The organism is Rhizobium sp. S96 (assembly GCF_030382195.1).
Taxonomy (GTDB): Bacteria; Pseudomonadota; Alphaproteobacteria; order Rhizobiales; family Rhizobiaceae; genus Rhizobium.
On record NZ_JAUDRY010000002.1, the window covers coordinates 147,674 to 169,926 of the forward strand.

General features: G+C 61.3%; 18 protein-coding genes and 1 pseudogene. 9 read left to right on the top strand and 10 right to left on the bottom strand.

Annotated elements, in window-relative coordinates; genetic code table 11:
* Positions 1-26: 26 nt before the first annotated feature.
* The 4 genes from mobB to moaA form a co-directional block, all read right to left on the bottom strand.
* Positions 27-545, bottom strand: a complete 519-nt coding sequence (gene mobB, locus QTL94_RS00865; protein ID WP_289800282.1) for a molybdopterin-guanine dinucleotide biosynthesis protein B — start codon at positions 543-545, stop codon at positions 27-29.
* Positions 545-1,177 carry a molybdenum cofactor guanylyltransferase MobA gene (gene mobA, locus QTL94_RS00870; protein WP_289800283.1) on the bottom strand — a complete coding sequence of 211 codons (633 nt, stop codon included), beginning with the start codon at positions 1,175-1,177 and terminating at the stop codon, positions 545-547. The genes mobB and mobA overlap by 1 nt, the downstream gene beginning before the upstream one ends.
* Positions 1,178-1,184: 7 nt before the next feature.
* Positions 1,185-2,093 carry a DMT family transporter gene (locus QTL94_RS00875; protein WP_289800284.1) on the bottom strand — a complete coding sequence of 303 codons (909 nt, stop codon included), beginning with the start codon at positions 2,091-2,093 and terminating at the stop codon, positions 1,185-1,187.
* Positions 2,094-2,294: 201 nt separating this feature from the next.
* Complete coding sequence (gene moaA / locus QTL94_RS00880; RefSeq protein ID WP_289800285.1) at positions 2,295-3,341, bottom strand: GTP 3',8-cyclase MoaA; 1,047 nt, start codon at positions 3,339-3,341, stop codon at positions 2,295-2,297.
* Between the two features lie 134 nt (positions 3,342-3,475).
* Between moaA and QTL94_RS00885 the strand changes: the two genes are divergently transcribed.
* Together QTL94_RS00885 and QTL94_RS00890 are read left to right on the top strand one after the other, a co-directional pair.
* Positions 3,476-3,850, top strand: coding sequence for a gamma-butyrobetaine hydroxylase family protein (locus QTL94_RS00885; protein WP_065694098.1), 375 nt, complete (start codon positions 3,476-3,478; stop codon positions 3,848-3,850).
* A gap of 27 nt (positions 3,851-3,877) precedes the next feature.
* Positions 3,878-5,068 carry a low temperature requirement protein A gene (locus QTL94_RS00890; protein ID WP_289800286.1) on the top strand — a complete coding sequence of 397 codons (1,191 nt, stop codon included), beginning with the start codon at positions 3,878-3,880 and terminating at the stop codon, positions 5,066-5,068.
* 1 nt (position 5,069) lies between these two features.
* Here QTL94_RS00890 and QTL94_RS00895 read toward each other — a convergent pair whose 3' ends face one another.
* On the bottom strand, positions 5,070-5,537 hold the full coding sequence (locus tag QTL94_RS00895; RefSeq protein WP_065693943.1) for a MarR family winged helix-turn-helix transcriptional regulator: 468 nt from the start codon (positions 5,535-5,537) through the stop codon (positions 5,070-5,072).
* Positions 5,538-5,582: 45 nt separating this feature from the next.
* Here QTL94_RS00895 and QTL94_RS00900 point away from each other — a divergent pair, with 45 nt between their 5' ends.
* Entirely contained in the window at positions 5,583-6,527 is a 945-nt protein-coding gene (locus QTL94_RS00900; RefSeq protein ID WP_289800287.1) for an alpha/beta hydrolase, read from the top strand.
* Positions 6,528-6,577: 50 nt separating this feature from the next.
* Positions 6,578-7,189, top strand: a complete 612-nt coding sequence (locus QTL94_RS00905) for a pyridoxamine 5'-phosphate oxidase family protein (protein WP_289800288.1) — start codon at positions 6,578-6,580, stop codon at positions 7,187-7,189.
* A 34-nt stretch (positions 7,190-7,223) separates the two neighbouring features.
* Here QTL94_RS00905 and QTL94_RS00910 read toward each other — a convergent pair whose 3' ends face one another.
* Positions 7,224-8,291 (bottom strand): GGDEF domain-containing protein, encoded by a 1,068-nt coding sequence (locus QTL94_RS00910; protein WP_289800289.1) that lies wholly within the window; start codon positions 8,289-8,291, stop codon positions 7,224-7,226.
* A gap of 348 nt (positions 8,292-8,639) precedes the next feature.
* Here QTL94_RS00910 and QTL94_RS00915 point away from each other — a divergent pair, with 348 nt between their 5' ends.
* Positions 8,640-8,855, top strand: coding sequence for a hypothetical protein (locus tag QTL94_RS00915; protein ID WP_065693939.1), 216 nt, complete (start codon positions 8,640-8,642; stop codon positions 8,853-8,855).
* 6 nt (positions 8,856-8,861) lie between these two features.
* Here the strand turns inward: QTL94_RS00915 and QTL94_RS00920 are convergent, their stop codons facing one another.
* Both QTL94_RS00920 and fumC read right to left on the bottom strand, forming a co-directional pair.
* Positions 8,862-10,469 (bottom strand): fumarate hydratase, encoded by a 1,608-nt coding sequence (locus tag QTL94_RS00920; RefSeq protein WP_289800290.1) that lies wholly within the window; start codon positions 10,467-10,469, stop codon positions 8,862-8,864.
* Between the two features lie 170 nt (positions 10,470-10,639).
* Entirely contained in the window at positions 10,640-12,031 is a 1,392-nt protein-coding gene (fumC, locus tag QTL94_RS00925; RefSeq protein WP_289800291.1) for a class II fumarate hydratase, read from the bottom strand.
* 395 nt (positions 12,032-12,426) lie between these two features.
* Here fumC and QTL94_RS00930 point away from each other — a divergent pair, with 395 nt between their 5' ends.
* Both QTL94_RS00930 and QTL94_RS00935 read left to right on the top strand, forming a co-directional pair.
* Positions 12,427-14,301: a L,D-transpeptidase family protein gene (locus tag QTL94_RS00930; protein ID WP_289800292.1), complete on the top strand. Its 1,875-nt coding sequence runs from the start codon at positions 12,427-12,429 to the stop codon at positions 14,299-14,301.
* A 248-nt stretch (positions 14,302-14,549) separates the two neighbouring features.
* Positions 14,550-16,043: an esterase-like activity of phytase family protein gene (locus QTL94_RS00935; protein ID WP_289800293.1), complete on the top strand. Its 1,494-nt coding sequence runs from the start codon at positions 14,550-14,552 to the stop codon at positions 16,041-16,043.
* A gap of 36 nt (positions 16,044-16,079) precedes the next feature.
* Here the strand turns inward: QTL94_RS00935 and recG are convergent, their stop codons facing one another.
* Positions 16,080-18,185 (bottom strand): ATP-dependent DNA helicase RecG, encoded by a 2,106-nt coding sequence (gene recG, locus QTL94_RS00940; RefSeq protein WP_289800294.1) that lies wholly within the window; start codon positions 18,183-18,185, stop codon positions 16,080-16,082.
* Between the two features lie 91 nt (positions 18,186-18,276).
* Here recG and QTL94_RS00945 point away from each other — a divergent pair, with 91 nt between their 5' ends.
* Together QTL94_RS00945 and mfd are read left to right on the top strand one after the other, a co-directional pair.
* A complete protein-coding gene (locus tag QTL94_RS00945) occupies positions 18,277-18,588 on the top strand; it encodes an FAD assembly factor SdhE (RefSeq protein WP_065693933.1) in 312 nt (103 codons plus the stop codon).
* Entirely contained in the window at positions 18,585-22,091 is a 3,507-nt protein-coding gene (gene mfd, locus QTL94_RS00950) for a transcription-repair coupling factor (RefSeq protein ID WP_289800295.1), read from the top strand. Before QTL94_RS00945 ends, mfd begins: the two co-directional genes overlap by 4 nt.
* 71 nt (positions 22,092-22,162) lie before the next feature.
* Here the strand turns inward: mfd and QTL94_RS28425 are convergent.
* Positions 22,163-22,253, bottom strand: a pseudogene (locus QTL94_RS28425) (IS200/IS605 family transposase); the annotation flags it as partial.

Here is a 22,253-nt window from a genome sequence, read left to right on the forward strand (position 1 = left end):
GGCCGCCGGGTGACCGGCGGCCTTTTTCATGTCTGCGGCTGCAAGCCGACCGCCTTTGCGATGAAATCGGCGATGGCGATCGTGTCGTCTAGGTCGAATACGGGCAGGGTGGCTGCCTCAACCGCGTGATCGGCCGCGATCGCCACAATGTAGGGATCGGTGGGCGCCAGTGGTTCGCGATTTGTCGATTCAAGGCGGCGCGCCTCGATCTTTGGAATGGGCTCGCGCTTGTAGCCCTCGATCAGCACGAGGTCGCAGGGCGCGATCCGACCAAGGATTTCCTCGAACGTCGGCTCCGGCGCGCCCCGTAGTTCGTGCATGATTGCGTAGCGCGTGCCGGATACGATGGTGACCTCGTGGGCGCCTGCCTGCCGATGGCGGTAGCTGTCGGCGCCGACCTTGTCGATATCGAAGTCGTGGTGGGCGTGCTTGATGGTCGATATGCGATAGCCGCGCCGTGTGAATTCTTCGACCAGTCGAACAGCCAGTCCGGTCTTTCCCGAGTTCTTCCAGCCAGCAATGCCGAATATCCTGGGTGCGGCCATCAGGCTAGGACCTTCAGCCAGCGCTCGGCCTCCGCGAGATCGTCAGGCGTGTTGACGTTGAAGAACGGATCGAGAAGGCTCGCCCGCGTCGGGCGCAGTGGAAAGGAAACTTCCGTAACGTCATGCCGTAAGAGGAAGTCGCGGACGCGGCGTTTCTCATCCGTTGCGATCCAGGATTCGAGATCGTTCGCAAGCGAGACCGGCCAGAGGCCGAACACCGGATGGCTGCGACTTTCCGAGGTGGCAATGGCGATCTTTTCCGGCGCGTCGATCGCTGCCGCCAGCCAGTCGACGAGATCGCCGGGGAAGAAGGGGCTATCGACGGAAACCGTGACAACGTGGGTAACCGCAGGCAGAGACGCGCCGTGGACCATGGCGGCATGGATGCCGGCCATCGGGCCTGCCTTGCCGGGCACGATGTCTGGAACGAAGAGGCGGCTGCAGTTCTTCGGCGTCACGTCGGCATTGACGGCAACGGTGCTGACCTGCGGCGCAAGCTGCTCTATCACCCGGTCCAGCAACGTGCGATCGCCAAGTGCCACGGATGCCTTGTCGCGGCCCATGCGCGATGAGCGTCCGCCGGCCAGGACGACCCCGGGAATGTTGGACCTGTTCATCGCGAATTTATTCATGACTGCCTCAGACGGGTGTTCTCGGTTCGGATTCCTGGGCCAACGGCGCCACGTGGCGCTTGCCCTCACGATAGAATGTATAGAGGCCCGAGGCGATAACGACTGCTGCGCCGATCAAAGTCCAGAGATCGGGGATTTCGGCGAAGAATACGAAGCCCAGCAGGGCCGAGAAGATGAGGCCGGTATAGCGCAAGGGCGCCACGAAGGAGATCTCTCCCGTTCTCATCGCCAGAATGACGGACTGGTAGCCGATGAGGACGAGGATCGCCGCCAGCACGATATGGGAGAATGATGTCGCATTCACCGGTTTCCAGCCGCCAAGGAAGGGCGTCAGAAGGGCGCCGCATACCGCGACCGATACGGCGGTGACCACCGTGATCATCAGTGCGGGAATTTCCGGGTCGATGCCGCGCGTCGCCAGATCGCGACCGGCGGTCACGAGAACGCTTGCGACGACAAGCAGGGCAGCTATCGTGAAGCCTTCGGCGCCTGGTCGGATGATGATCAGCACCCCCATGAGGCCGATGAGGATGGCCGACCAGCGCCGCCAGCCCACGGGCTCACCGAAGAGCAGTGCCGCGCCAAACGTCACCACCAGGGGCAGCGATTGCAGGATGGCGGATGCGTTGGCGATCGGCATCATGCCCAAGGCGGTGATGTAGGTCACCGCGGCGAGAATCTCACAGACCACGCGCAGCAGCACCATTGGCTTCAGGATGACGCGCCATGAGCGCAGTGCCTTCATCTGTCGCGCGATCAGGTAGATGACGACACTCGTGATCAGTCCGCGCAGGCACATGATCTGCCCGGCGTTCATCTGTGTAATGACCGATTTGGAAAGGGCGTCGCTCGAGGAGAAACCGGCCATGGCCGAAGTCATATAGATGGCGCCCTGGGTATTGCGAGACCGCGGCATAAAGACATTCCGATTCTTGTGCGCCCCTTTTAAAGGCGAACCGGAAGCAAGGGAATCAGCAGGAAGACACAGCGAGCAAAATTCGATTGTGCAATGCAACCATTATGTGCGCTTGCAGCATGGACGGATTCATCGACTGGATGATGGTGGGATCGCTCACAAGTCGTCATCACCGCTTATGTGGAGTTGCCTGTGGCGCGGTCACCCGCCGGTGACGCTCATATGGCGAGCCACGGCCGGGCGGTTGTGGGCGCGGTCGATGATGAAATCGTGCCCCTTGGGCTTTCGCGTGATGGCCTCATCGATCGCGGCATAGAGCAGCCCGTCGTCCTGCGTGGCGCGCAAGGTGGAGCGGAGGTCAGCGGCGTCGTTCTGGCCGAGGCACATGTAGAGGGTGCCGGTGCATGTCAGGCGGACGCGGTTGCAGCTTTCGCAGAAATTGTGCGTCATCGGCGTAATGAAGCCGAGGCGGCCGCCGGTCTCCTTGACCTCGACGTAGCGTGCGGGGCCGCCCGTGCGGTAACCGATATCGCTGAAGGTGAACTCCTGTTCGAGATCGGCGCGCAGCTTGGAGAGCGGCAGGTAGCGATCCGTACGATCCTCCTCGATCTCGCCCATCGGCATGGTCTCGATGACCGTGAGGTCCATGCCTCGTCCGTGCGCGAAGCGGATCATTTCCGGCATTTCGACTTCGTTGAAATCCTTGAGGGCGACTGCATTCAGCTTGACCTTCAGCCCGGCCTTCTGCGCGGCGTCGATGCCCTCCATTACCTTGTGGAAGTCACCCCAGCGGGTGATCTGGCGAAACTTTTCCGGGTCGAGCGTATCGAGCGAAACGTTGATGCGACGAACGCCGCAATCGAAGAGTTCATCGGCAAAACGCGACAGCTGCGAGCCGTTGGTGGTCAGCGTCAGCTCATCGAGGCCGGACCCGATCTGCTTGCCGAGTTCGCGCACCAGATACATGATGTTCTTGCGCACCAGCGGTTCGCCACCGGTCAGCCGCAGCTTGCGGACACCCTTGGCGATGAAGGCGGAACAGAGCCGGTTCAGCTCTTCGAGCGTGAGCAAGTCCTTCTTCGGCAGGAAGTTCATGTTTTCCGCCATGCAATAGGTGCAGCGGAAGTCGCAGCGATCGGTCACGGAGACGCGCAAATAGGTGACCGCCCGCTGGAACGGATCGACCATCGGCCGCGCATCCGATACCAGCGGCGTGGCATTGCCTATCGTTCCGACCTTGCTGTTCACCACTGCCTCCGCATTCTTCTATATGTGCGTATATGCCATTGCCGCGTCAAGGGAAACGCCGCCCAGGCAACGTAAATTGAGCTTGCCTCCGAAAGCCTCATTGCCTACTCCTCGACATGAAGAGGATTGCGACCATGGGCGACATCTGGCCAACTGAACTCAGGGTATCGAAGGACCGGCAGCGTCTGGTCGTCACATTCAACGACGAGCGCAGTTTCGAGCTCTCGGCGGAGATGCTGCGGGTGCTTTCGCCATCGGCGGAAGTGCAGGGACACGGACCGGGACAGAAGGTGACCGTGCCAGGCAAGCGCAATGTCGCTATCATTTCAATGATGCCGACCGGCAATTATGCCGTCCGCATCGGCTTCGACGACATGCACGACACCGGCATCTATACCTGGACCTATCTGCGCGAACTCGGTGAGCGCGGCGATGAACTGTTCGCCGCCTACGAAGGAGAGTTGCGTGAGAAGGGCATGAACCGGGATACGTCCGAAAAACCGCGCTGAGAGCAAACGGCAAGAAGAGGGGAACGAATGGCTGCGACTAGGCAACGAAACTGGCTGCGCGTGAAGGGTAGTCCCGGGGGCAGCAGAGTGAGCTTCCTCGAGCTGTTCTTCGATCTGGTTTTCGTTTTCTCGATCTCGCAGCTGTCGCATGCCCTTGCGGCTCACTATACGCCGCTTGGTGCGCTTGAGGCCGGGCTGATGACCTTTGCGGTCTGGTGGGTGTGGATTTTCACCGCCTGGGTAACCAACTGGCTCGATCCCGAGAAAATGCCGGTTCGTGGCATGCTCGTGGTGCTCATGCTGCTCGGGCTCGTGCTCTCGGCCTCGATTCCCGAGGCCTTCGGCGACAAGGGACTGCTGTTTGCCGGGGCCTATGTGCTGATGCAGGTCGGGCGCTCCCTGTTTGCCGTTTTTGCGATGAAGGGCGTCAGCGCCTCCAACTATCGCAACTTCATCCGCATCAGTGTCTGGCTTGGGGTGGCGGGTGTCTTCTGGATTGCTGGCGGCCTATTGGAACATGAGGCCCGTCTGGTCGCCTGGCTGATTGCTCTGGCCATCGAGTATGCAGGTCCGGCGTCCGGATTCTTCGTTCCGGGGCTAGGCAAGTCGACGACTGCGGACTGGGACGTCTCGGGCGCCCATATGGCCGAGCGTAGCGCGCTCTTCGTCATCATCTGCCTCGGCGAGGCGATCCTGGTTGCCGGACGCACCTTCTCAGAGCTGCCTTTCTCGACCCTGACAGCCGTTGTTTTCCTCACGGGATTTGTCGCGACAGTCGGCATGTGGTGGCTCTACTTCCGGTTCGGTCACGAACGGGCTGCGCATCGTATCGAGCATGACGAAACGCCCGGCAGCATTGCTCGCCAGGCTTTCACTTATGCGCATATTCCGATCTTGGCAGGCATCATCGTCCATGCCGTGTCCGTGGAGTTCATGTTCTCCCATCCGCACGAGGTGGGCGATCTGGGCATCGTCGCGTCCGTGCTCGGCGGCGTCGGATTGTTCCTGGCGGGCAATCTGTGGTTCAAGGGAGCGACCAGCGGCAGGCCGCCGCTCTCGCATATCGGCGGTCTCGTGCTGCTGATCCTGCTCGCCTTCGTTGCTCCATTCACCGAGATTTACGTGATGGGGATGCTGTCGACTGCGGTGCTGCTTATCGTGGCCGCCTGGGAATATCGGTCGCTATCCGGCCAGGCTGTGGCGCACACGCTGCACTAGGTCAGTCGTCGTCTCGCAGCTCCTTTTGCAGGACGCCGATGATCCGTTCCATCGACGCGGCCATTGCCATGCATTGGTCGACGGGCTCCGGTGAGAGCACGCGCTCGATCAGGTCCGTCTGGATGACCATGGCGCGTTCGGTCACGCTGCGACCGTCGGGCGTCAGGAAAAGCCGCAGCACGCGCTTATCGCTGTCGTCGTTCCGGCGCTCTATCAGGCCACGTTTTTCCATCTGAGGCAGCAGCATGCTCATGTTGGAGCGCCCGACGAGCAATTTGCGGGCAAGTTCCTGCTGGGAGATACCCTCGAAACGGTAGAGGTTGATCAGGATATCGAGATGCGGCGTCTTGATATCGAGATCGGCCAGCGCGCGACCCAGCGACTGCTGCATCAGCTGGCAGGCCCTGCCAACGGCAATCCAGCTGCGAAAACGCGGATGATCCCAGGGAAGGAGTTGATTTTTGTTCATCGTTGTACTTTATTGTTCAGTGTTGAACATTATTGGATTCCCACTATGGCAAACTTTGCATTGAAGGTCACCCGCCTCGGATTCTCGCTGTTGCAATCCGTGTCGCCGACGCTGGCAGGCAATGCAGCTTTCCGGCTCTTCTGCCGCACGCCATCGAAACGGCCGAAGGGCGAGAAGGCCCGAGCGGCCCACGCCGACGGCCAAAAGGCGCTCGCCGGGACGGAGCGGTTTGACCTGCGTCTGCCGGACGGCGCGCATGCCTACGCCTATCGCTTTAACGGCGGTGCTGTCGGCATGCGCAAGCGCTATCTCATGGTGCATGGCTGGGGATCGAGCATCGATTATATGGCGGGTCTTGTGACCGCGCTTGCGGCGACCGGCGCGGAAGTCATCGCTGTCGATCTACCCGGTCACGGGCGGGCTACCGGGCGGTCTCTCCACATGGGGCAGGCGGTGAACGCGATCCGGGCAGCCGAAATTCGCTTCGGATCGTTCGATGCGGTGGTTGGTCATTCATTCGGCGGAGCAGCCTCGATGGTCGGTGCTGCCGGCTTGTTGCCCGATGTCCCGGCCGTTCTGCCCGATCGGCTTGTGCTTATCGGATCCCCGAGCGAAATGCAGTGGCTCTTCAAAGGGTTCGGCAAAATGATCGGATTGGGCCGTGCCAGCCAGTCGGTGCTGGAGCGCAAGGTTCATGATGTCACCGGACGGCGACTGGAGGATTTCGACGCCGGCAAGGCCGTCGGCGAGATCCGGCGTCCGGTGCTCGTGGTTCACGCGGAAGACGACAAGGAAGTGAGCGCAAGCCACGCGCGCCGCTACGCTGCCTTCGGGCAGACCGTTCGCTTGCATTGGGCGAACGGGCTTGGGCATCGCCGCATCGTGAACGCCGCGCCCGTGATCGATACCATCCTCGATTTCCTTCGTGAAAGCGACTTTGAGGCGGAAGCCGAGATTATTCCACTTCCCACACGGCGGGCGTCATCGTAGCGTCATGTTAGGCGGCTAATTGCCGACCTGTTGCATAGCGCGGAACGGCCATGAAAATCATCAGGACAGTCGAAGAACTGAGTGCGATCTATGCCGGCGGCTTGACCCAGGCATCGGTGGCGAAAGTCACGAAGCAGCTGACACCGCTCTACAGGCAGATGATCGAAGCCTCGCCGTTCGTGGCGCTGGCAACAGTCGGACCGGAAGGTCTCGACTGTTCACCGCGCGGCGACATCGGAGGCGTCGTTCGGATCATCGATGACAAGACGTTGCATCTTCCGGATTGGCGCGGGAACAATCGCGTCGATTCACTGTCGAACATCGTGCGTGACCCTCGGCTGGCGTTGATGTTCCTGGTGCCGGGCTCGAACACGACGATGCGCGTCAACGGGCGCGGTGTCGTGTCGAACGACGAGGCACTGCTCGCAAGCTTCGAGATGGATGGAAAGCATCCGCGCACGGTCATCGTCATTACGATCGACGAGGTCTATTTCCAGTGCGCGCGGGCGCTCATCCGGTCCGAGCTGTGGAATGCCGAAAATTTCGTCGACCCGAAGAGTCTGCCAACACCCGGGCTCATGCTGAAAGCCGCCGAGGGCGACTTCGATCACGAGACCTACGATCGGGAATGGGCCGCGCGCGCAGCAAAGACCATGTGGTAGGCGTGTCCGCCGGTCGACGACGCTCTGGGAGCTGCTATCCCTTGTAGATCAGCCAGCTCTTGGTGAACTCCTTCTGCATTCCATCCTCGAAGAGGACGCTGCAGTTGCGACCGGAATTCTTGGCGCCGTAAAGCGCAACGTCGGCCTTGTGGTAGAGCTCGCCAGCATCCTCTGCACAGGAGGCCATGCAAGCGCCGACGGATACCGTCACCGGTCCGTAGTTTACGCGTGTGCGCGAGTTGGTGAAGGGTGTTGCCTCAAGTGTCCTGCGGATACGCTCTGCCGTCAGCATCACTTCCTCGGCCGTGTTGCCTTCGATGATGAGGGCAAATTCCTCGCCGCCGGTGCGCGCGACGAAGACATCGCGCCTGACGTTGGCGCGGATGACGGATGCGACGGTCGCCAGGATCTTGTCACCGACCGGGTGACCATAGGTGTCGTTGATCTTCTTGAAGTTGTCGATGTCCGCCAGAACCAGCGCTGTAACCGGCCGCATCGCCGGGTTGTTGAAGACGGCGGCTAGGCGATCGTCAAAGGCGCGGCGGTTCGACAAGCGCGTCAGCGAGTCCGTATTCGCAATGCGCTTGTATTCGTCCAGTTCCTTGCGAACCTGGTCCATTTCCTGCGAACGCTGCACGACATTCTCGACGGTGCGTTCGCCATGCGCCATCGTGTCGCCGGTTGCTTCGGTCAACAGCGTGATCGCGTTTTCGATCAGGTCGACGCTGGTATGGCTCTTTGAGCTGATGCGCCTGTAAGTCTCGCCGAGCAGCTTGTTGTAGCTTTCAAGCGAGGTCTGTTCCTGGCGCAGTACGCGCAGGAGCGTTTCGAGTTCGGCGGCCAGGCGCGTATGGGCGTCGTCGAAAACACGAGCGGGACTGTGGGTGAAGTGCTGGGCGCCGAGCTGGTCGAGTTCTTCCTGGGTCGCCTGGCTGCCGAGCGCGGCGAGGTCGCGGGTCAGTGCCGGGTTCGAGCCGATATAGGCTTCGTAGAAGAGTTCGTAGTTTCGCGGGATGGGAGCCACGCCCATGGAGCGCATGGCAAACGTGATCTGCCCTGCCACGTCTGGGACATGCGCCTTCGGTGCTGCGACCATGGTCATCCCGCTACTCCTCATCAACTCTCAAAAGCAGTCTTTAATTGTTTAGCTTGTAAATCTTGGGAAATGATTAAGGCCGGATATACCAATGATTACATGTGATTTTTACAATGGTTGGTGCATCTACTCGCTATCGTCATGATTTTTATTTGAGATTCTTTCAGGGGTACGTATCGCCATACGCCTTGAAGGCGAGTTGTTTTCGAAAAGAATCCAACTTGTCGTTTGGCTGGGCGATTGTCTTCGCCTTGTTGACGATCGGTGTCCATCTCCGGATCTTCTGCGAAAGGCGGCAAGAGAGCACATTCCTTCCAACGAACCCAACGGGGTTTCAACGGAAAGCATGAGATCATGGAAACGTCTCGCCATTCTTCACCAGTCGTACTGGTTGCCGCAATGATCGCCGGATCGGCATTTCTCATCCAGCACAACGGCTTCTTCGAAGGTGCGTTTCGCACCGACATCCTCGCCAGCGTGAAGGCGGAGGATGTGCTCACCGCAACCGATCTCGGTGCGATGAGCCATGTTCAGACGGTCGACCGGGCGGCGACCGCATCAATCCACTAAACCCGATCAGCCGAGGTTGAATTCCTGGAAGAAGTCGTTGCCCTTGTCGTCGGTGACGATGAATGCGGGGAAGTCTTCGACCTCGATCTTCCAGACAGCTTCCATGCCGAGTTCCTGGTATTCCAGGACTTCGACCTTCTTGATGCAATCCTGCGCGAGGCGCGCGGCCGGACCGCCGATGGAACCGAGGTAGAAGCCGCCGTGCGTCTTGCAGGCCTCGCGCACGGCGCGCGAGCGGTTGCCCTTGGCGAGCATGACCATCGACCCGCCGAAGGACTGGAACTGGTCGACATAGCTATCCATGCGGCCGGCCGTGGTGGGACCGAAGGAACCGGAGGCGTAGCCTGCCGGCGTCTTGGCCGGGCCGGCATAATAGACCGGGTGGTTCTTCATGTAGTCGGGCATGCCTTCGCCCTTTTCCAGCCGCTCGCGGATCTTGGCGTGGGCGAGGTCGCGCGCGACGATGATGGTGCCCGTCAGCGACAGGCGGGTCTTGACCGGATGCTTGCTGAGTTTTGCAAGTATATCCGCCATCGGCTGGTTGAGATCGATGCGGACCATCGATTCCGACAGCTTCGTCTCGTCGATCTCAGGCATGTACTTCGACGGATCTGTCTCGAGCTGTTCCACGAAGATACCTTCACGGGTGATCTTGCCCTTGGCCTGGCGGTCGGCGGAACAGGAGACACCAAGGCCGATCGGCAGCGACGCTCCGTGACGGGGCAAGCGGATGACGCGGACGTCGTGACAGAAATACTTGCCGCCGAACTGGGCGCCGACACCCATCTGCTGCGTCAGCTTGTGGATTTCCTTTTCCATCTCGACATCGCGGAAGGCGTGGCCGCTTTCCGAGCCCTCGGTTGGCAGGTCGTCGAGATAGCGCGTCGAGGCAAGCTTGACGGTCTTCAGGTTCATTTCGGCCGAGGTGCCGCCGATGACGATCGCCAGATGGTAGGGGGGACAGGCTGCCGTGCCGAGGGTCAGGATCTTTTCCTTGAGGAAGTCGATCATCCGGTCGTGCGTCAGCAGCGACGGAGTGCCCTGGTAGAGGAAGGTCTTGTTGGCGGAGCCGCCGCCCTTGGCGACGAAGAGGAAGTTGTAGCTGTCGGTGCCTTCCTCGTAGATGTCGATCTGTGCCGGCAGGTTGTTCTTGGTGTTCTTTTCCTCGAACATCTTGATCGGGGCGAGCTGCGAATAGCGCAGGTTCTTCTTCTCGTAGGCATCCATGACGCCCTTGGCGAGGGCCGAGTAATCCTCGCCTTCGGTCCAGACGCGGCGGCCCTTCTTGCCCATGATGATCGCGGTGCCTGTATCCTGGCACATCGGCAGGATACCGCCGGCGGCGATGTTGGCGTTCTTCAGGAGGTCGTAGGCCACGAAACGGTCGTTGTCGGTCGCTTCAGGGTCGTCGAGGATCGAGGCAAGCTGCTTGAGGTGTCCCGGACGCAGCAGATGGTTGATGTCGGCGAATGCGGTCTCGGCCAGCAGGCGGATGCCCTCGGGCTCGACAGTCAGAATGTCCTGCCCCTTGAATGTATCGACAGAGACGTAGTCGCTGCTGATCTTGCGGTATTGGGTGGAGTCTTTGCCGAGAGGGAACAGATCATCAGCCATCGAAGGACCTTTCTTGGGGACCGAACGTAAATCGCAGTCGGTCTATTCCCGCACCTTCGCAATTGCAATAATTCTAAAACCTGCATGTTTCAGTCAACAATGCATGCAAAAACACCGCCGCGGTTGCGGCGGTGCTGATAGAGCTCGAGGAGCAGAAAGGCGAGGCGGGCCTACTTGGGGCCGATCATTGTTTCGGGGCGCACGATGGTGTCGTATTCCTCGACGGTTACAAGTCCGCTTGCCAGGGCTTCCTCCTTCAGCGTCGTGCCGTTCTTGTGTGCCGTCTTGGCGATCTTGGCCGCGTTGTCGTAGCCGATCTTTGGCGCAAGCGCCGTCACCAGCATCAGCGAGCGTTCGAGGCCTGCCTTGATGTTGTCTTCGCGGGCCTCGATGCCGACCACGCAATTGTCGGTGAAGGACACCGCGGCGTCGCCGAGCAATTGCACGGACTGCAGGAAATTGTAGGCCATCATCGGATTGTAGACGTTGAGCTCGAAGTGACCCTGGCTGTCTGCGAAGGTCAGTGCGGCGTTGTTGCCGAAGATATGGGCGCAGACCTGCGTCAGGGCTTCGCACTGGGTCGGGTTGACCTTGCCGGGCATGATCGAGGAGCCCGGTTCGTTCTCGGGGAGTGCCAGTTCGCCAAGCCCTGCGCGCGGACCCGATCCGAGCAGGCGGATGTCGTTGGCGATCTTGAAGAGCGCAGCTGCCGCGGCGTTGATGGCGCCATGGCTGAAGACCATGGAGTCATGGGCGGCCAGCGCCTCGAACTTGTTGGGCGCGGTGACGAAAGGCAGGCCGGTGATCCCGGCGATTTCTTCGGCGACATTTTCAGCAAAGCCGATCGGAGCATTGAGACCGGTACCGACCGCAGTGCCGCCCTGCGCGAGTTCGCAAAGGCCGGGCAGGGTCAGTTCGATGCGCTTGATGGCGGAGCCGACCTGGGCGGCATAGCCCGAAAATTCCTGTCCCAGCGTCAGCGGGGTTGCGTCCTGCGTGTGCGTCCGGCCGATCTTGATGATGTGGCTGAACTCGGTGACCTTCATGTCGAGCGCGGCATGCAGGTGGCGAAGGGACGGGAGCAGGTGACGGACAATCTCTTCGGCGCAAGCGATGTGCATGGCGGTCGGGAACGTGTCGTTGGACGATTGGCTCATGTTGACGTGGTCGTTGGGATGAACCGGCTTCTTCGACCCCATCACGCCGCCCAGCATCTCGATCGCGCGGTTCGAGATGACCTCGTTGGCGTTCATGTTCGATTGCGTGCCGGATCCCGTCTGCCAGACCACGAGCGGGAAATGCGCGTCGAGCTTGCCGTCGATGACTTCCTGCGCGGCATCGATGATGACCTTGCCGAGCGCCGGATCAAGCTGGCCGAGCGCCATGTTGGCGCGGGCCGCCGCCTGCTTGACGATGCCGAGTGCACGTACGATCGAAAGAGGCTGCTTTTCCCAACCGATCTTGAAGTTGCCGAGAGAGCGCTGGGCCTGCGCGCCCCAATATTTGTCGTTCGGTACTTCGATCGGGCCAAATGTATCGGTTTCGGTGCGAGTGGAGGTCATGGCCAAGCCTTTCTTTTGCGATTGCCGAGCAAAGATGTCGTCTTATATGTCTGATATGGTTTCGAGAAAACCGGCTGATGAAAACATGATGGCTATATTCATGTTATCGGTCGCTCCATAAGTGCTTTTTTGGACACGGGCGAGTTTTTATCTATGAGCGGCTTTTTGGCCACTGTGTCGGAACGCAAAAATAAAGTAAAAAATTAACCAATAATTTCATAATTTTGTGTGAACTGCGAGCGGCGCCAGGGTTTGCCGCGTTACTGAAAGTTGAGTTTTCCGAGGCTAGCGGTGGCGTGTGCTTTCTGCCATTTGACCCTTCGGCGCCGTATCGAGTTCTAAACTGGGCTCTGCCCGCGATCGAAGACAGCATGACACTGGGACTGGAAAAAAGCATGACACTCCTTTCGAAAGGTGCGGTATCCGCATTGGCACTTTCTTGCGGCATCGCCGCCATGGGGGCCGCTCCCGCGCATGCCTATACGTTGATGGACATGATCCGTGGTGATCGTGCACGCACGCAGAGCACCCTGATCCGCCCGGCGCCTGTCGCGCCGCCGGCGACCTACGCCGATCCCAGCGCGCCGCTGCCGAAAGTATCTTCGCCGACCTATTATACCTACAAGCCCGATCCGATGCGGTTTGTTGATACCAGCAAGTTCACCGATCCCGTCGTGACCGGCGCTGTTGCCGCCGTCAACGTGTCGGCTGATGCGGCTCCCACCGTGCAGCGTCGCTTCCTGATCGAGGCCAAGGTGCGGGCGCCGGTAGAGGTCGCCAAGGCGCTTGAAGCCTATTACGGCGATGCGAAAAATCCGCTGCTGTGGCTGAGCGGTGCCGACATCAACGATCGCGCCAAGGCTGCCATGGCGGCACTTGCCGATGCCGGCTCCGTCGGGCTCGATCCAACCGACTACGCGCTTGAGGTTCCCAACGTCGATCCATCCAACCCGGACCCATCAGCACGCGATCGTGCGCTGACGCAATTCGAGCTCGCACTGTCCGCCAAGGTTCTCGCCTATGTGCAGGACACGGTTCGCGGTCGTGTCGACCCGAACAAGCTGTCTGGCTATCACGACTTCGTTCGCAAGACGGTAAACCTGACGCCCGTTCTCAAATTGGCACGCATGAGCCCGGATGTTGCTGCCTATATCACCAGCCGCACGCCGGATGGCCCGCAATTTGCGGCCCTCAAGGCTGAGCTCGCAAAGCTGAAAGGCGAAGGCAGCGCCGAGGCGCCTATTAACATCACCCTGACGGGTCTGCTGCGTCCCGGCGACAGCTCGCCGGAAATTCCGAACATCGTCAAGGCTATCAGCAAGCATGGTTCCGCTGCGCTGAAGGCGGAAAACGCCGCGACGCTGGCTGCCTATACCGATGGTACCGACTACTCGCCGGAAATCGTCTCGCTCGTCGAGAGCTTCCAGAAGGAGCGCGGCCTGAAGCCTGACGGCGTCATCGGCCAGGCTACCGTTCGCGTGATGACCGGCGGCGACAGCAACGGCGCGAAGATTGAAAAGCTGGTCGTGGCCATGGAGCAGGCACGTTGGCTGCCGGCCGATCTCGGGTCGCGCTATGTCTTCATCAATCAGCCGGCTTACATGGTCTACTACCACAACGACAACAAGGAACAGCTGTCGATGCGCGTGGTGGTCGGTCAGCCGTCGCACCAGACGTTCTTCTTCCAGGATCAGATCCAGACGGTCGAGTTCAATCCGTTCTGGGGTGTGCCGCAATCAATCATCATCAACGAGATGCTGCCGAAGCTGCGTTCCGATCCGAACTATCTGGATCGCATGGGCTATGAAGTTGCCGTCGGCGGCAGGGCCGTGCCTTCGTCGAGCGTCGACTGGTACGGTTCGACGTCGAACATCTCCGTGCGCCAGCCACCGAGCGGTGACAACGCGCTGGGCGAACTGAAGATCCTGTTCCCGAATGCGCACGCGATCTACATGCACGACACGCCATCGAAGAGCTTCTTCAAGCGTGACATGCGCGCTCTCAGCCACGGCTGCGTGCGCCTTGCCGACCCGCGCGCAATGGCCGCTGCCGTCTTGAACACCTCGGTCGAGAAGATCGGCCAGGAGATCGCGACCGGTAAGAACCATGCGGTGCAGGTGCCGCAGAAGTTCCCGATCTACATCGCCTATTTCACGGCATGGCCTGACAAGAACGGCGTGGTGCAGTATTTCGACGACGTCTACGACCGCGACGCCTATGTCGAGAAAGCCTTCAGCGCAACGTCGAAGGCCCGCGGCGCTCAGATCTGATCTTCAAAGCTGCGCGGCCGTAGGTCGCGCAGCTTTCCCGGCGCGCCGCTGCGCCCGCGCCCTGGGTGTGGTTTGTGCCGCCCCGCGCTTAACTGTCATTTCACTATCATAGTCCCGTCCTACATGGAGCGTGGAAGGTTGGAGAGGCCGCAACCGGACCCGCCGTCACAGATCTGAGTTCTGTGCGTGGTGTGTACGGGGGTCTGTGTACCGGCTGACGTCACGGTATTTTTCCAAAGGACATTATTATGAGCGTTTCATCCTTCGCCAAGGCACGTTTTGTCGTCACGGCGCTCCTTGCATCGGTTGCCTTTACGCCTTTCGCCGCGTTTGCCGACAACACCGTGACGGTCGGTGGCGTCTCTTTCGTCAATCAGGGACTGGTCGCTGTCGGCCGTATCCCGGCCAATCAGCGCGACAAGTTCGGCGAGACCTTCGGTTCCGGCTCCGGCATGGCCATCGATCCGGCCTCGTGGACCAAGGATGGTGATGGCTACAAGGGATCGCTGTGGCTGCTTCCCGACCGTGGCTACAACGCCGCCGGCACCACGGATTACCGTCCGCGCATCAACACCGTTGACATCCTGATGACGCCGACGGCGGTGGGAGGCGTACCGACTGCCGGCAAGGAGCAGACCGGCGTAGAGGCGAAGCTGGTCGACTCGATGCTGCTCGTCGACGACAAGGGTGGCGACATGACAGGGCTCGATCCGGAAAGCGGCGTTCGTGCTGCAACCGGCGAGTTTCCGCCGCTGCCGCAGGCCAGCAACGGCAAGGTCGCGCTCGACAACGAGGCCATTGTCCGGCTGCCTGATGGCTCTATGTTCATCAGCGACGAATATGGCCCTTACATCTACCACTTCTCGGCGGACGGTAAGCTGATCTCGGCGACGCAGCCGCCGAAGGCACTGCTGCCGATGCGCAAGGGCGCGCTGAACTTTGCCTCCAACAATCCGGGCCCTGGCGCTTCGACCCCGGACCCGAAGGATCCGGAGACGGGGCGCCAGAACAACCAGGGCCTTGAAGGCATGGCGATAACGCCCGATGGCAAGTACCTGATCGCGGTGCTGCAGTCGGCAACCCGCCAGGATGGCGGCGATTCCGGCGCGACGCGGCAGAACACCCGTGCGATGGTCTACGATGCAGCCGATCCGGCACATCTGAAGCTCGTTCACGAATACGTCGTGCCGCTGCCAGTCTTCAAGGATGCGAAGGGCAAGACGCTGGTTGCGGCGCAGAGCGAAATCGTCGCGCTTTCCGACAAGGCGTTCCTGATGCTTGCTCGCGACAGCAACAACGGCTTCGGCCTCAAGGGCGATACCTCGCTTTACAGGGCGATCAATGTCGTCGATTTGTCTGCCGCAACCGATATCGCCGGAAGCGAATTCGATGGCGACAAACCAGTCGCGCCGAAGGGGGCGTTGGACCCCAGCGTGATGCCGGCAACGCTGACGTCTCTGATCGACCTCAACGACAGCAAGGAGCTTGCACGCTTTGGCCTGCACAACGGCGCGCCGAACGACCGCAACAACCTGTCCGAAAAGTGGGAAGCGATGTCACTGGCCAGTGCGCTGGATCCGAGCAAGCCTGACGACTACTTCCTATTCGTTGCCAACGACAACGACTTCCTGACCCAGGACGGCTTCCAGGTGGGCTCGGCCTACAAGGCTGAGAACGACGCGAACGTCGATACGATGTTCCAGGTATTCCGCGTGACGCTGCCGGGGATTGCCAAGAGGTAAGCCGCATGGAGGCGGGCGCTTCGAAGCGCCCGCCTGTTAGCCGGCGTGCAGGAAGCGGATCGCCTCGTCGCGTCGGAAGAGGTAGAGCAGGGTCCGTACGGCTTTTCCGCGCTCGCTCGTCAATTCGGGGTCGCGTTCGATCAGATAGGCGCCATCCTTTCTCGCAATTTCCAGCAGGTCCGCATGGGCCTCGAGGCTGGCAATCCGAAAACCGGGTGTTCCGGATTGCCGTGTGCCCAGCAGCTCGCCTTCACCGCGCAGCTTCAGGTCTTCCTCGGCGATCCGGAAGCCATCTTCCGTTTCCCGCATGATCGAGAGCCGGGCATGGCCGGTTTCGCTGAGCGGTCCCTTGTAGAGCAGGATGCAGGTCGATGCCTCGTCACCGCGCCCAACGCGGCCGCGCAACTGATGCAGCTGTGCCAGCCCGAAGCGCTCGGCATGTTCTATGACCATGATCGTGGCATCGGGGACGTCGACACCGACCTCGACGACGGTGGTTGCGACGAGCAGGCGAATGTCGCCGTTCTTGAACGCCATCATGACCGCGTCCTTCTCCGTCCCGCTCATGCGACCGTGAATGAGGCCGATGCCCGGGCCGAGAGCGGAGGCGAGGGTGGCGTGCCGTTCCTCGACCGACATGAGGTCGCTCTCTTCGGATTCCTCGACGAGCGGGCAGATCCAATAGGCTTTCTTGCCTTCCGCCAGCGCACTCTTCAGCCGGCCGACGATTTCGCCGACGCGTTCTGTCGGTACGGTGATCGTCTGGATCGGCTTGCGGCCCGCCGGCTTCTCCGTGAGCTTGGAAACATCCATGTCGCCAAAGGCGGCGAGGACCAGCGTTCTCGGAATGGGCGTTGCCGTCATGACCAGCATGTGGGGCGTGATGCCCTTGGCGGTCAGGCGCAGCCGCTGGTGGACGCCGAAGCGGTGCTGTTCATCCACCACGGCCAGCATGAGGTTGTTGTAGCTGACGCTGTCCTGGAAAAGTGCATGGGTGCCGATGATGATCTGCGCCTCGCCCGACGCGATCCGTTCGAGGATCTCGTCGCGCTCGCGGCCCTTGGTGCGGCCGGTCAGGACTTCGATGCCAAGGTTGGCGGCTGCCGCGAATTTGGAGATCGTCGCATGGTGCTGGCGTGCCAGGATTTCCGTCGGCGCCATCAAGACGGCCTGTCCGCCGCTTTCGATCACCGCAGCCATGGACATCAGCGCTACGAGCGTCTTGCCGGAGCCGACGTCGCCCTGCAGCAGCCGCAACATGCGATCGTCGCCCGCCATGTCCTTCAGGATGTCGGCGATCGCCTGGTTCTGGCTTCCTGTCGGGGAAAACGGCAGAGCCTGCAATATCTGGCGACTGACGGCGCCGGTTGCGTGGACGGGCTTGCCGGCGACCTTGCGCAGACGCTGGCGCACGAGCGCGAGGGATAGCTGTCCCGCCAGAAACTCGTCATAGGCAAGACGGCGGCGAGCGGGTGCCTGCGGGTCAATATCGGAGGGATCGCGAGGCTCGTGAAGCATGTGGACGGCGTCTGATATCGACGGCAGGCCTTGCTTCTGGGCGAGCGTGAGATCGATCCATTCCGGCAGATCGGGGATGCGCGGGAGCGCGGCCTCGATGATCTTTCGCAGCGTCTTCGGGGAGAGTCCTGCGGTGAGGGGGTAGATCGGTTCCACGAGCGGCAGGTTGCCCGCCTCGCTCGTCTTCACGATGTAATCGGGATGCACCATCGAGGCGCGACCGTTAAACCAGTCGATCTTGCCGCTGACGGTTACTTCCTCGTCGATGGGGAGCTGCTTCTCCAGCCATGTCGACTGGCCGCGGAAGAAGACAAGGGTGAGTTCTCCGGTCTCGTCGTGCAGGAAGACGCGGTAGGGAACGTTGCTCTTCCGGTTCGGCGGCGGCTGGTGTCGATCGACGCGGCCGGTGATCGTGACGATGGCTCCCTGCGGCGAGCGGGCGATGCCTGGCTGGTTGCGGCGGTCGATCAGCGAGTGCGGGGCATGGAACAAGAGATCCACGACCCGGCAATCCTCCGGCGTATCGCGGCCGAATAGCTTGGCGAGCAGTTCGGCGATCTTCGGGCCGACGCCGGGCAGGCCGGAAACCGACGAAAACAGGGGATCGAGAATGGCAGGACGCATGGCGGCAAAATGCGACGAACAATGCGGACTTGGCAAGGCTGACAAGCCGCTTTCGAGGGTCTATAGAGGCGCATCAACAGGAAGGTATGCCATGACAGGTGTGACACTCTCGAGCGTCGATCTCGATCCCCGCCGCCGCCGGATTCTGTTCCGTTGCTGGCATCGCGGCATTCGCGAGATGGATCTGGTGTTCGGTCAGTTTGCCGAGAAGGAAATTGCCGGGCTATCGGAAGCTGAACTCGACGAGTTCGAGACGATCATGGCCGAAGAGGACAACGACCTCGTGCGGTGGATCATGGGAACCTGGCCGGTGCCCGAGCGTTTCCAGACACCGATGTTCGAACGGCTCGCTGCCTACAAGCCGGACTTTGAATATCCTGCCGACGCCAGGAACGCGGAATGATCCCAGGTTTAGACGCCAAGAAGCTCGCAGCGCTTGCCGAGCCGCTGACCATCGGCAACGTGCCCGCAGGGCTCGAACCGCTGTTGCTCGCGGATCTTGCGCGCGCCGGCGAACCCGTTGCCTACGTGCTCTCAGATGGCCAGAGAATGGCGGACCTGGAGCAGATGCTTGGCTTTGTGGCGCCCGACATTCCGGTGCTGACGCTGCCGGCATGGGACTGTCTGCCCTATGACCGTGTCTCGCCGAGCGCCGACACGTCGGCCCGTCGCCTTGCGGCGCTGAGCGGGCTCATCGCCCACCAGAAGAAGCCGCATGCGGCGATCGTGCTGGTCACGGTCAACGCGATGCTGCAGAAGGTGGCGCCACAGGATGTGATCGAGAGCCTCGCGTTTTCTGCAAGGCCCGGCAATCAGGTGCGGATGGACGATATTGCCGGACGGCTGGAGCGAAACGGCTTCGACCGGGTGGCGACGGTTCGCGAAGTCGGCGAGTACGCGGTGCGCGGCGGCATCCTCGATGTCTTCGTGCCGGGCTCGGAAGAGCCGGTGCGGCTGGATTTCTTTGGCGATACGCTGGAGAGCGTTCGCAGCTTCGATCCCGCCAGCCAGCGCACCACGGGGCAGATACGCTCGCTCGATCTCAACCCGATGAGCGAGGTGACGCTGACGCCGGATACGATCAGCCGTTTCCGCAAGAATTACCTTTCGGCCTTCGGTGCGGCGACCCGCGACGATGCCCTCTACCTCGCCATCTCCGAAGGGCGCCGCTACCCCGGCATGGAGCATTGGCTGCCGCTGTTCTACGATCGGCTGGAGACGGTGTTCGACTATCTCAAGGGCTTTCGTCTGGTTACCGACCATACGGTGCGTGAGGCGGCCGAAGAGCGCTCGAAGCTGGTCTTCGATTACTACGATGCGCGCCTGAACTCCGGCCAGCCGACCAAGGGGCAGATGGGGCAGGGAACGCCGTACAAGCCCGTCGTTCCCGGCCAGCTCTATCTGGACGGCAAGACGTTCGCCAATACGCTAGATGCCTTCAATGCGATGCGCATCTCGCCATTCAACGAGCATGAGGGCGAGGCTCGCCGCGTCGTCAATCTCGACGCGCGCCAGGGCGAGCGCTGGGCACGCTCGAATGCCGAAGGCGGCGGCAATGCCGAGCGAGTCAACGTCTTCGACGCCGTCGTGAAGCATATCGCCGACCGACGCGGCGGCGGCGCGAAGGTGCTGATTACCGCCTGGACCGAGGGATCGCTAGAGCGGCTGCTGCAGGTTCTCAACGAACACGGCCTCGAGCGCGTAAAGCCAATTGCTGCGTTCAAGGAGATCGAGGCTCTTGCCAAGGGTGAGGCGGCGGCAGCCGTTTTCAGTCTTGAATCCGGTTTTGAATCCGGCAATCTCATCGTCATCGGCGAACAGGACATTCTCGGCGACCGCATGGTGCGCCGGTCCAAGCGCCGCAAGCGCGCCGCGGATTTCATCTCCGAGGTTGCTGGTCTCGACGAAGGATCGGTGGTTGTTCATGCGGAGCACGGCATCGGGCGCTTTATCGGCCTGAGGACCATTCAGGCAGCGGGCGCGCAGCACGCGTGCCTCGAGCTACAATATGCCGACGAAGCAAAGCTCTTTCTGCCGGTTGAAAACATCGACCTTCTCTCGCGTTACGGCGGCGAGGGGACGGAAGCGCAGCTCGACAAGCTCGGCGGCGGCGCATGGCAGATGCGCAAGGCCAAGCTCAAGAAGCGCCTGCTTGACATGGCGGATGGGCTGATCCGCATCGCGGCGGAGCGGTTGACCCGGCACGCGCCCGTGCTGACGACGCCGGAAGGGCTCTATGACGAGTTCGCGGCGCGCTTCCCTTATGACGAGACTGAAGACCAGGACAACGCGATCGAGGCTGTGCGTGGCGATCTCGGCGCCGGACGCCCGATGGACCGGCTGGTCTGCGGCGACGTCGGCTTCGGCAAGACCGAGGTTGCGCTTCGTGCTGCTTTCGTGGCTGCCATGAACGGCATTCAGGTCGCGGTCGTCGTGCCGACGACGTTGCTCGCCCGCCAGCACTTCAAGACCTTTTCCGAGCGCTTCCGTGGCCTGCCGGTTCGCGTGGCGCAGGCGTCGCGTCTCGTGGGCGCCAAGGAGCTGGCGCTGACGAAGAAGGAAGTGGCTGACGGCAAGACGGATATCGTTGTCGGAACCCATGCGCTGCTAGGCGCCGGTATCAAGTTTGCCAATCTCGGCCTTCTCATCATCGATGAAGAGCAGCATTTCGGGGTCAAGCACAAGGAACGGCTGAAGGAGCTGAAGAGCGACGTTCACGTTCTGACGCTGTCGGCGACGCCAATCCCGCGCACGCTGCAGCTGGCGATGACCGGTGTTCGCGAGCTTTCGCTGATCACCACGCCGCCGGTCGATCGCATGGCGGTTCGCACCTTCATTTCGCCGTTCGATTCGCTGGTCATCCGCGAGACGCTGATGCGCGAGCATTATCGCGGCGGGCAGAGCTTCTACGTTTGCCCACGGCTGGCCGATCTGGAGGACGTGCATGCGTTCCTCCGGTCCGATGTGCCGGAGCTGAAGGTTGCGGTCGCGCATGGGCAGATGCCCGCGGGCGAACTCGAAGACATCATGAACGCCTTCTACGAGGGCCGCTACGACGTGCTGCTGTCGACGACAATCGTCGAATCCGGCCTCGACGTGCCGACGGCCAACACCTTGATCGTGCATCGTGCCGACATGTTCGGCCTCGCACAGCTCTATCAGCTGCGCGGCCGCGTCGGCCGGTCGAAGGTGCGTGCCTTTGCGTTGTTCACGCTGCCGGTCAACAAGGTGCTGACGGCAACGGCCGAGCGGCGTCTCAAGGTGCTGCAGTCGCTCGATACGCTCGGCGCCGGCTTCCAGCTTGCCAGCCACGACCTCGATATTCGCGGCGCCGGCAACCTGCTTGGCGAGGAGCAGTCCGGTCACATCAAGGAAGTCGGCTTCGAACTGTACCAGCAGATGCTGGAAGAGGCGGTTGCCGAGGTGAAGGGCGTCGACGAGATCCAGGACACCGGTTGGTCTCCGCAGATCTCGGTCGGCACCTCGGTCATGATCCCCGACGGTTACGTGCCCGATCTGCATCTGCGCATGGCGCTCTATCGCCGTCTCGGCGAGATCACCGAACTCAAGGAGATCGACGCTTTCGGTGCGGAGATGATCGACCGGTTCGGACCGATGCCGATCGAGGTGCAGCATCTGCTGAAGATCGTCTACGTGAAATCGCTGTGCCGTGTTGCCAATGTCGAGAAGGTGGATGCCGGACCGAAGGGTGTCGTCATCCAGTTCCGCAACAAGGAATTCCCGAACCCGGCAAATCTGGTCGGCTACATCGCCAAGCAGGGCGCGATGGCGAAGATCCGCCCCGACCACAGCGTGTTCCTGACGCGCGATCTGCCGACGCCAGAAAAACGGCTGCAGGGTGCAGCCGTCATCATGACGCAGCTTGCGGAAATGGCGAAGGGCTAAAGTCATGACCTCCACCAGAGGTGGAGGTTTGAAACGCTGCGCTTGAACCGCTAGAAGCGTTTTGCTATAGGTTAGTAGCTAGTGTTAAACAGGTCGGCAAAGTCGGAAGCTTTGTCGGCCTTTTCTTGATTACGGATATATCGTCTGACGACCTGCTCATCA

Bases quoted from the DNA above. Each gene is read 5' to 3' on its own strand.
- QTL94_RS00930 (WP_289800292.1), top strand. From the start codon at position 12,427: ATGACACTCCTTTCGAAAGGTGCGGTATCCGCATTGGCACTTTCTTGC.
- QTL94_RS00935 (WP_289800293.1), top strand. From the start codon at position 14,550: ATGAGCGTTTCATCCTTCGCCAAGGCACGTTTTGTCGTCACGGCGCTC.
- QTL94_RS00920 (WP_289800290.1), bottom strand. From the start codon at position 10,469: ATGGCTGATGATCTGTTCCCTCTCGGCAAAGACTCCACCCAATACCGC.
- QTL94_RS00890 (WP_289800286.1), top strand. From the start codon at position 3,878: ATGGCTGCGACTAGGCAACGAAACTGGCTGCGCGTGAAGGGTAGTCCC.
- QTL94_RS00895 (WP_065693943.1), bottom strand. From the start codon at position 5,537: ATGAACAAAAATCAACTCCTTCCCTGGGATCATCCGCGTTTTCGCAGC.
- mfd (WP_289800295.1), top strand. From the start codon at position 18,585: ATGATCCCAGGTTTAGACGCCAAGAAGCTCGCAGCGCTTGCCGAGCCG.
- recG (WP_289800294.1), bottom strand. From the start codon at position 18,185: ATGCGTCCTGCCATTCTCGATCCCCTGTTTTCGTCGGTTTCCGGCCTG.
- fumC (WP_289800291.1), bottom strand. From the start codon at position 12,031: ATGACCTCCACTCGCACCGAAACCGATACATTTGGCCCGATCGAAGTA.
- mobA (WP_289800283.1), bottom strand. From the start codon at position 1,177: ATGAATAAATTCGCGATGAACAGGTCCAACATTCCCGGGGTCGTCCTG.
- QTL94_RS00875 (WP_289800284.1), bottom strand. From the start codon at position 2,093: ATGCCGCGGTCTCGCAATACCCAGGGCGCCATCTATATGACTTCGGCC.
- QTL94_RS00915 (WP_065693939.1), top strand. From the start codon at position 8,640: ATGGAAACGTCTCGCCATTCTTCACCAGTCGTACTGGTTGCCGCAATG.
- QTL94_RS00905 (WP_289800288.1), top strand. From the start codon at position 6,578: ATGAAAATCATCAGGACAGTCGAAGAACTGAGTGCGATCTATGCCGGC.
- QTL94_RS00900 (WP_289800287.1), top strand. From the start codon at position 5,583: ATGGCAAACTTTGCATTGAAGGTCACCCGCCTCGGATTCTCGCTGTTG.
- QTL94_RS00945 (WP_065693933.1), top strand. From the start codon at position 18,277: ATGACAGGTGTGACACTCTCGAGCGTCGATCTCGATCCCCGCCGCCGC.
- QTL94_RS00910 (WP_289800289.1), bottom strand. From the start codon at position 8,291: ATGACCATGGTCGCAGCACCGAAGGCGCATGTCCCAGACGTGGCAGGG.
- mobB (WP_289800282.1), bottom strand. From the start codon at position 545: ATGGCCGCACCCAGGATATTCGGCATTGCTGGCTGGAAGAACTCGGGA.
- QTL94_RS00885 (WP_065694098.1), top strand. From the start codon at position 3,476: ATGGGCGACATCTGGCCAACTGAACTCAGGGTATCGAAGGACCGGCAG.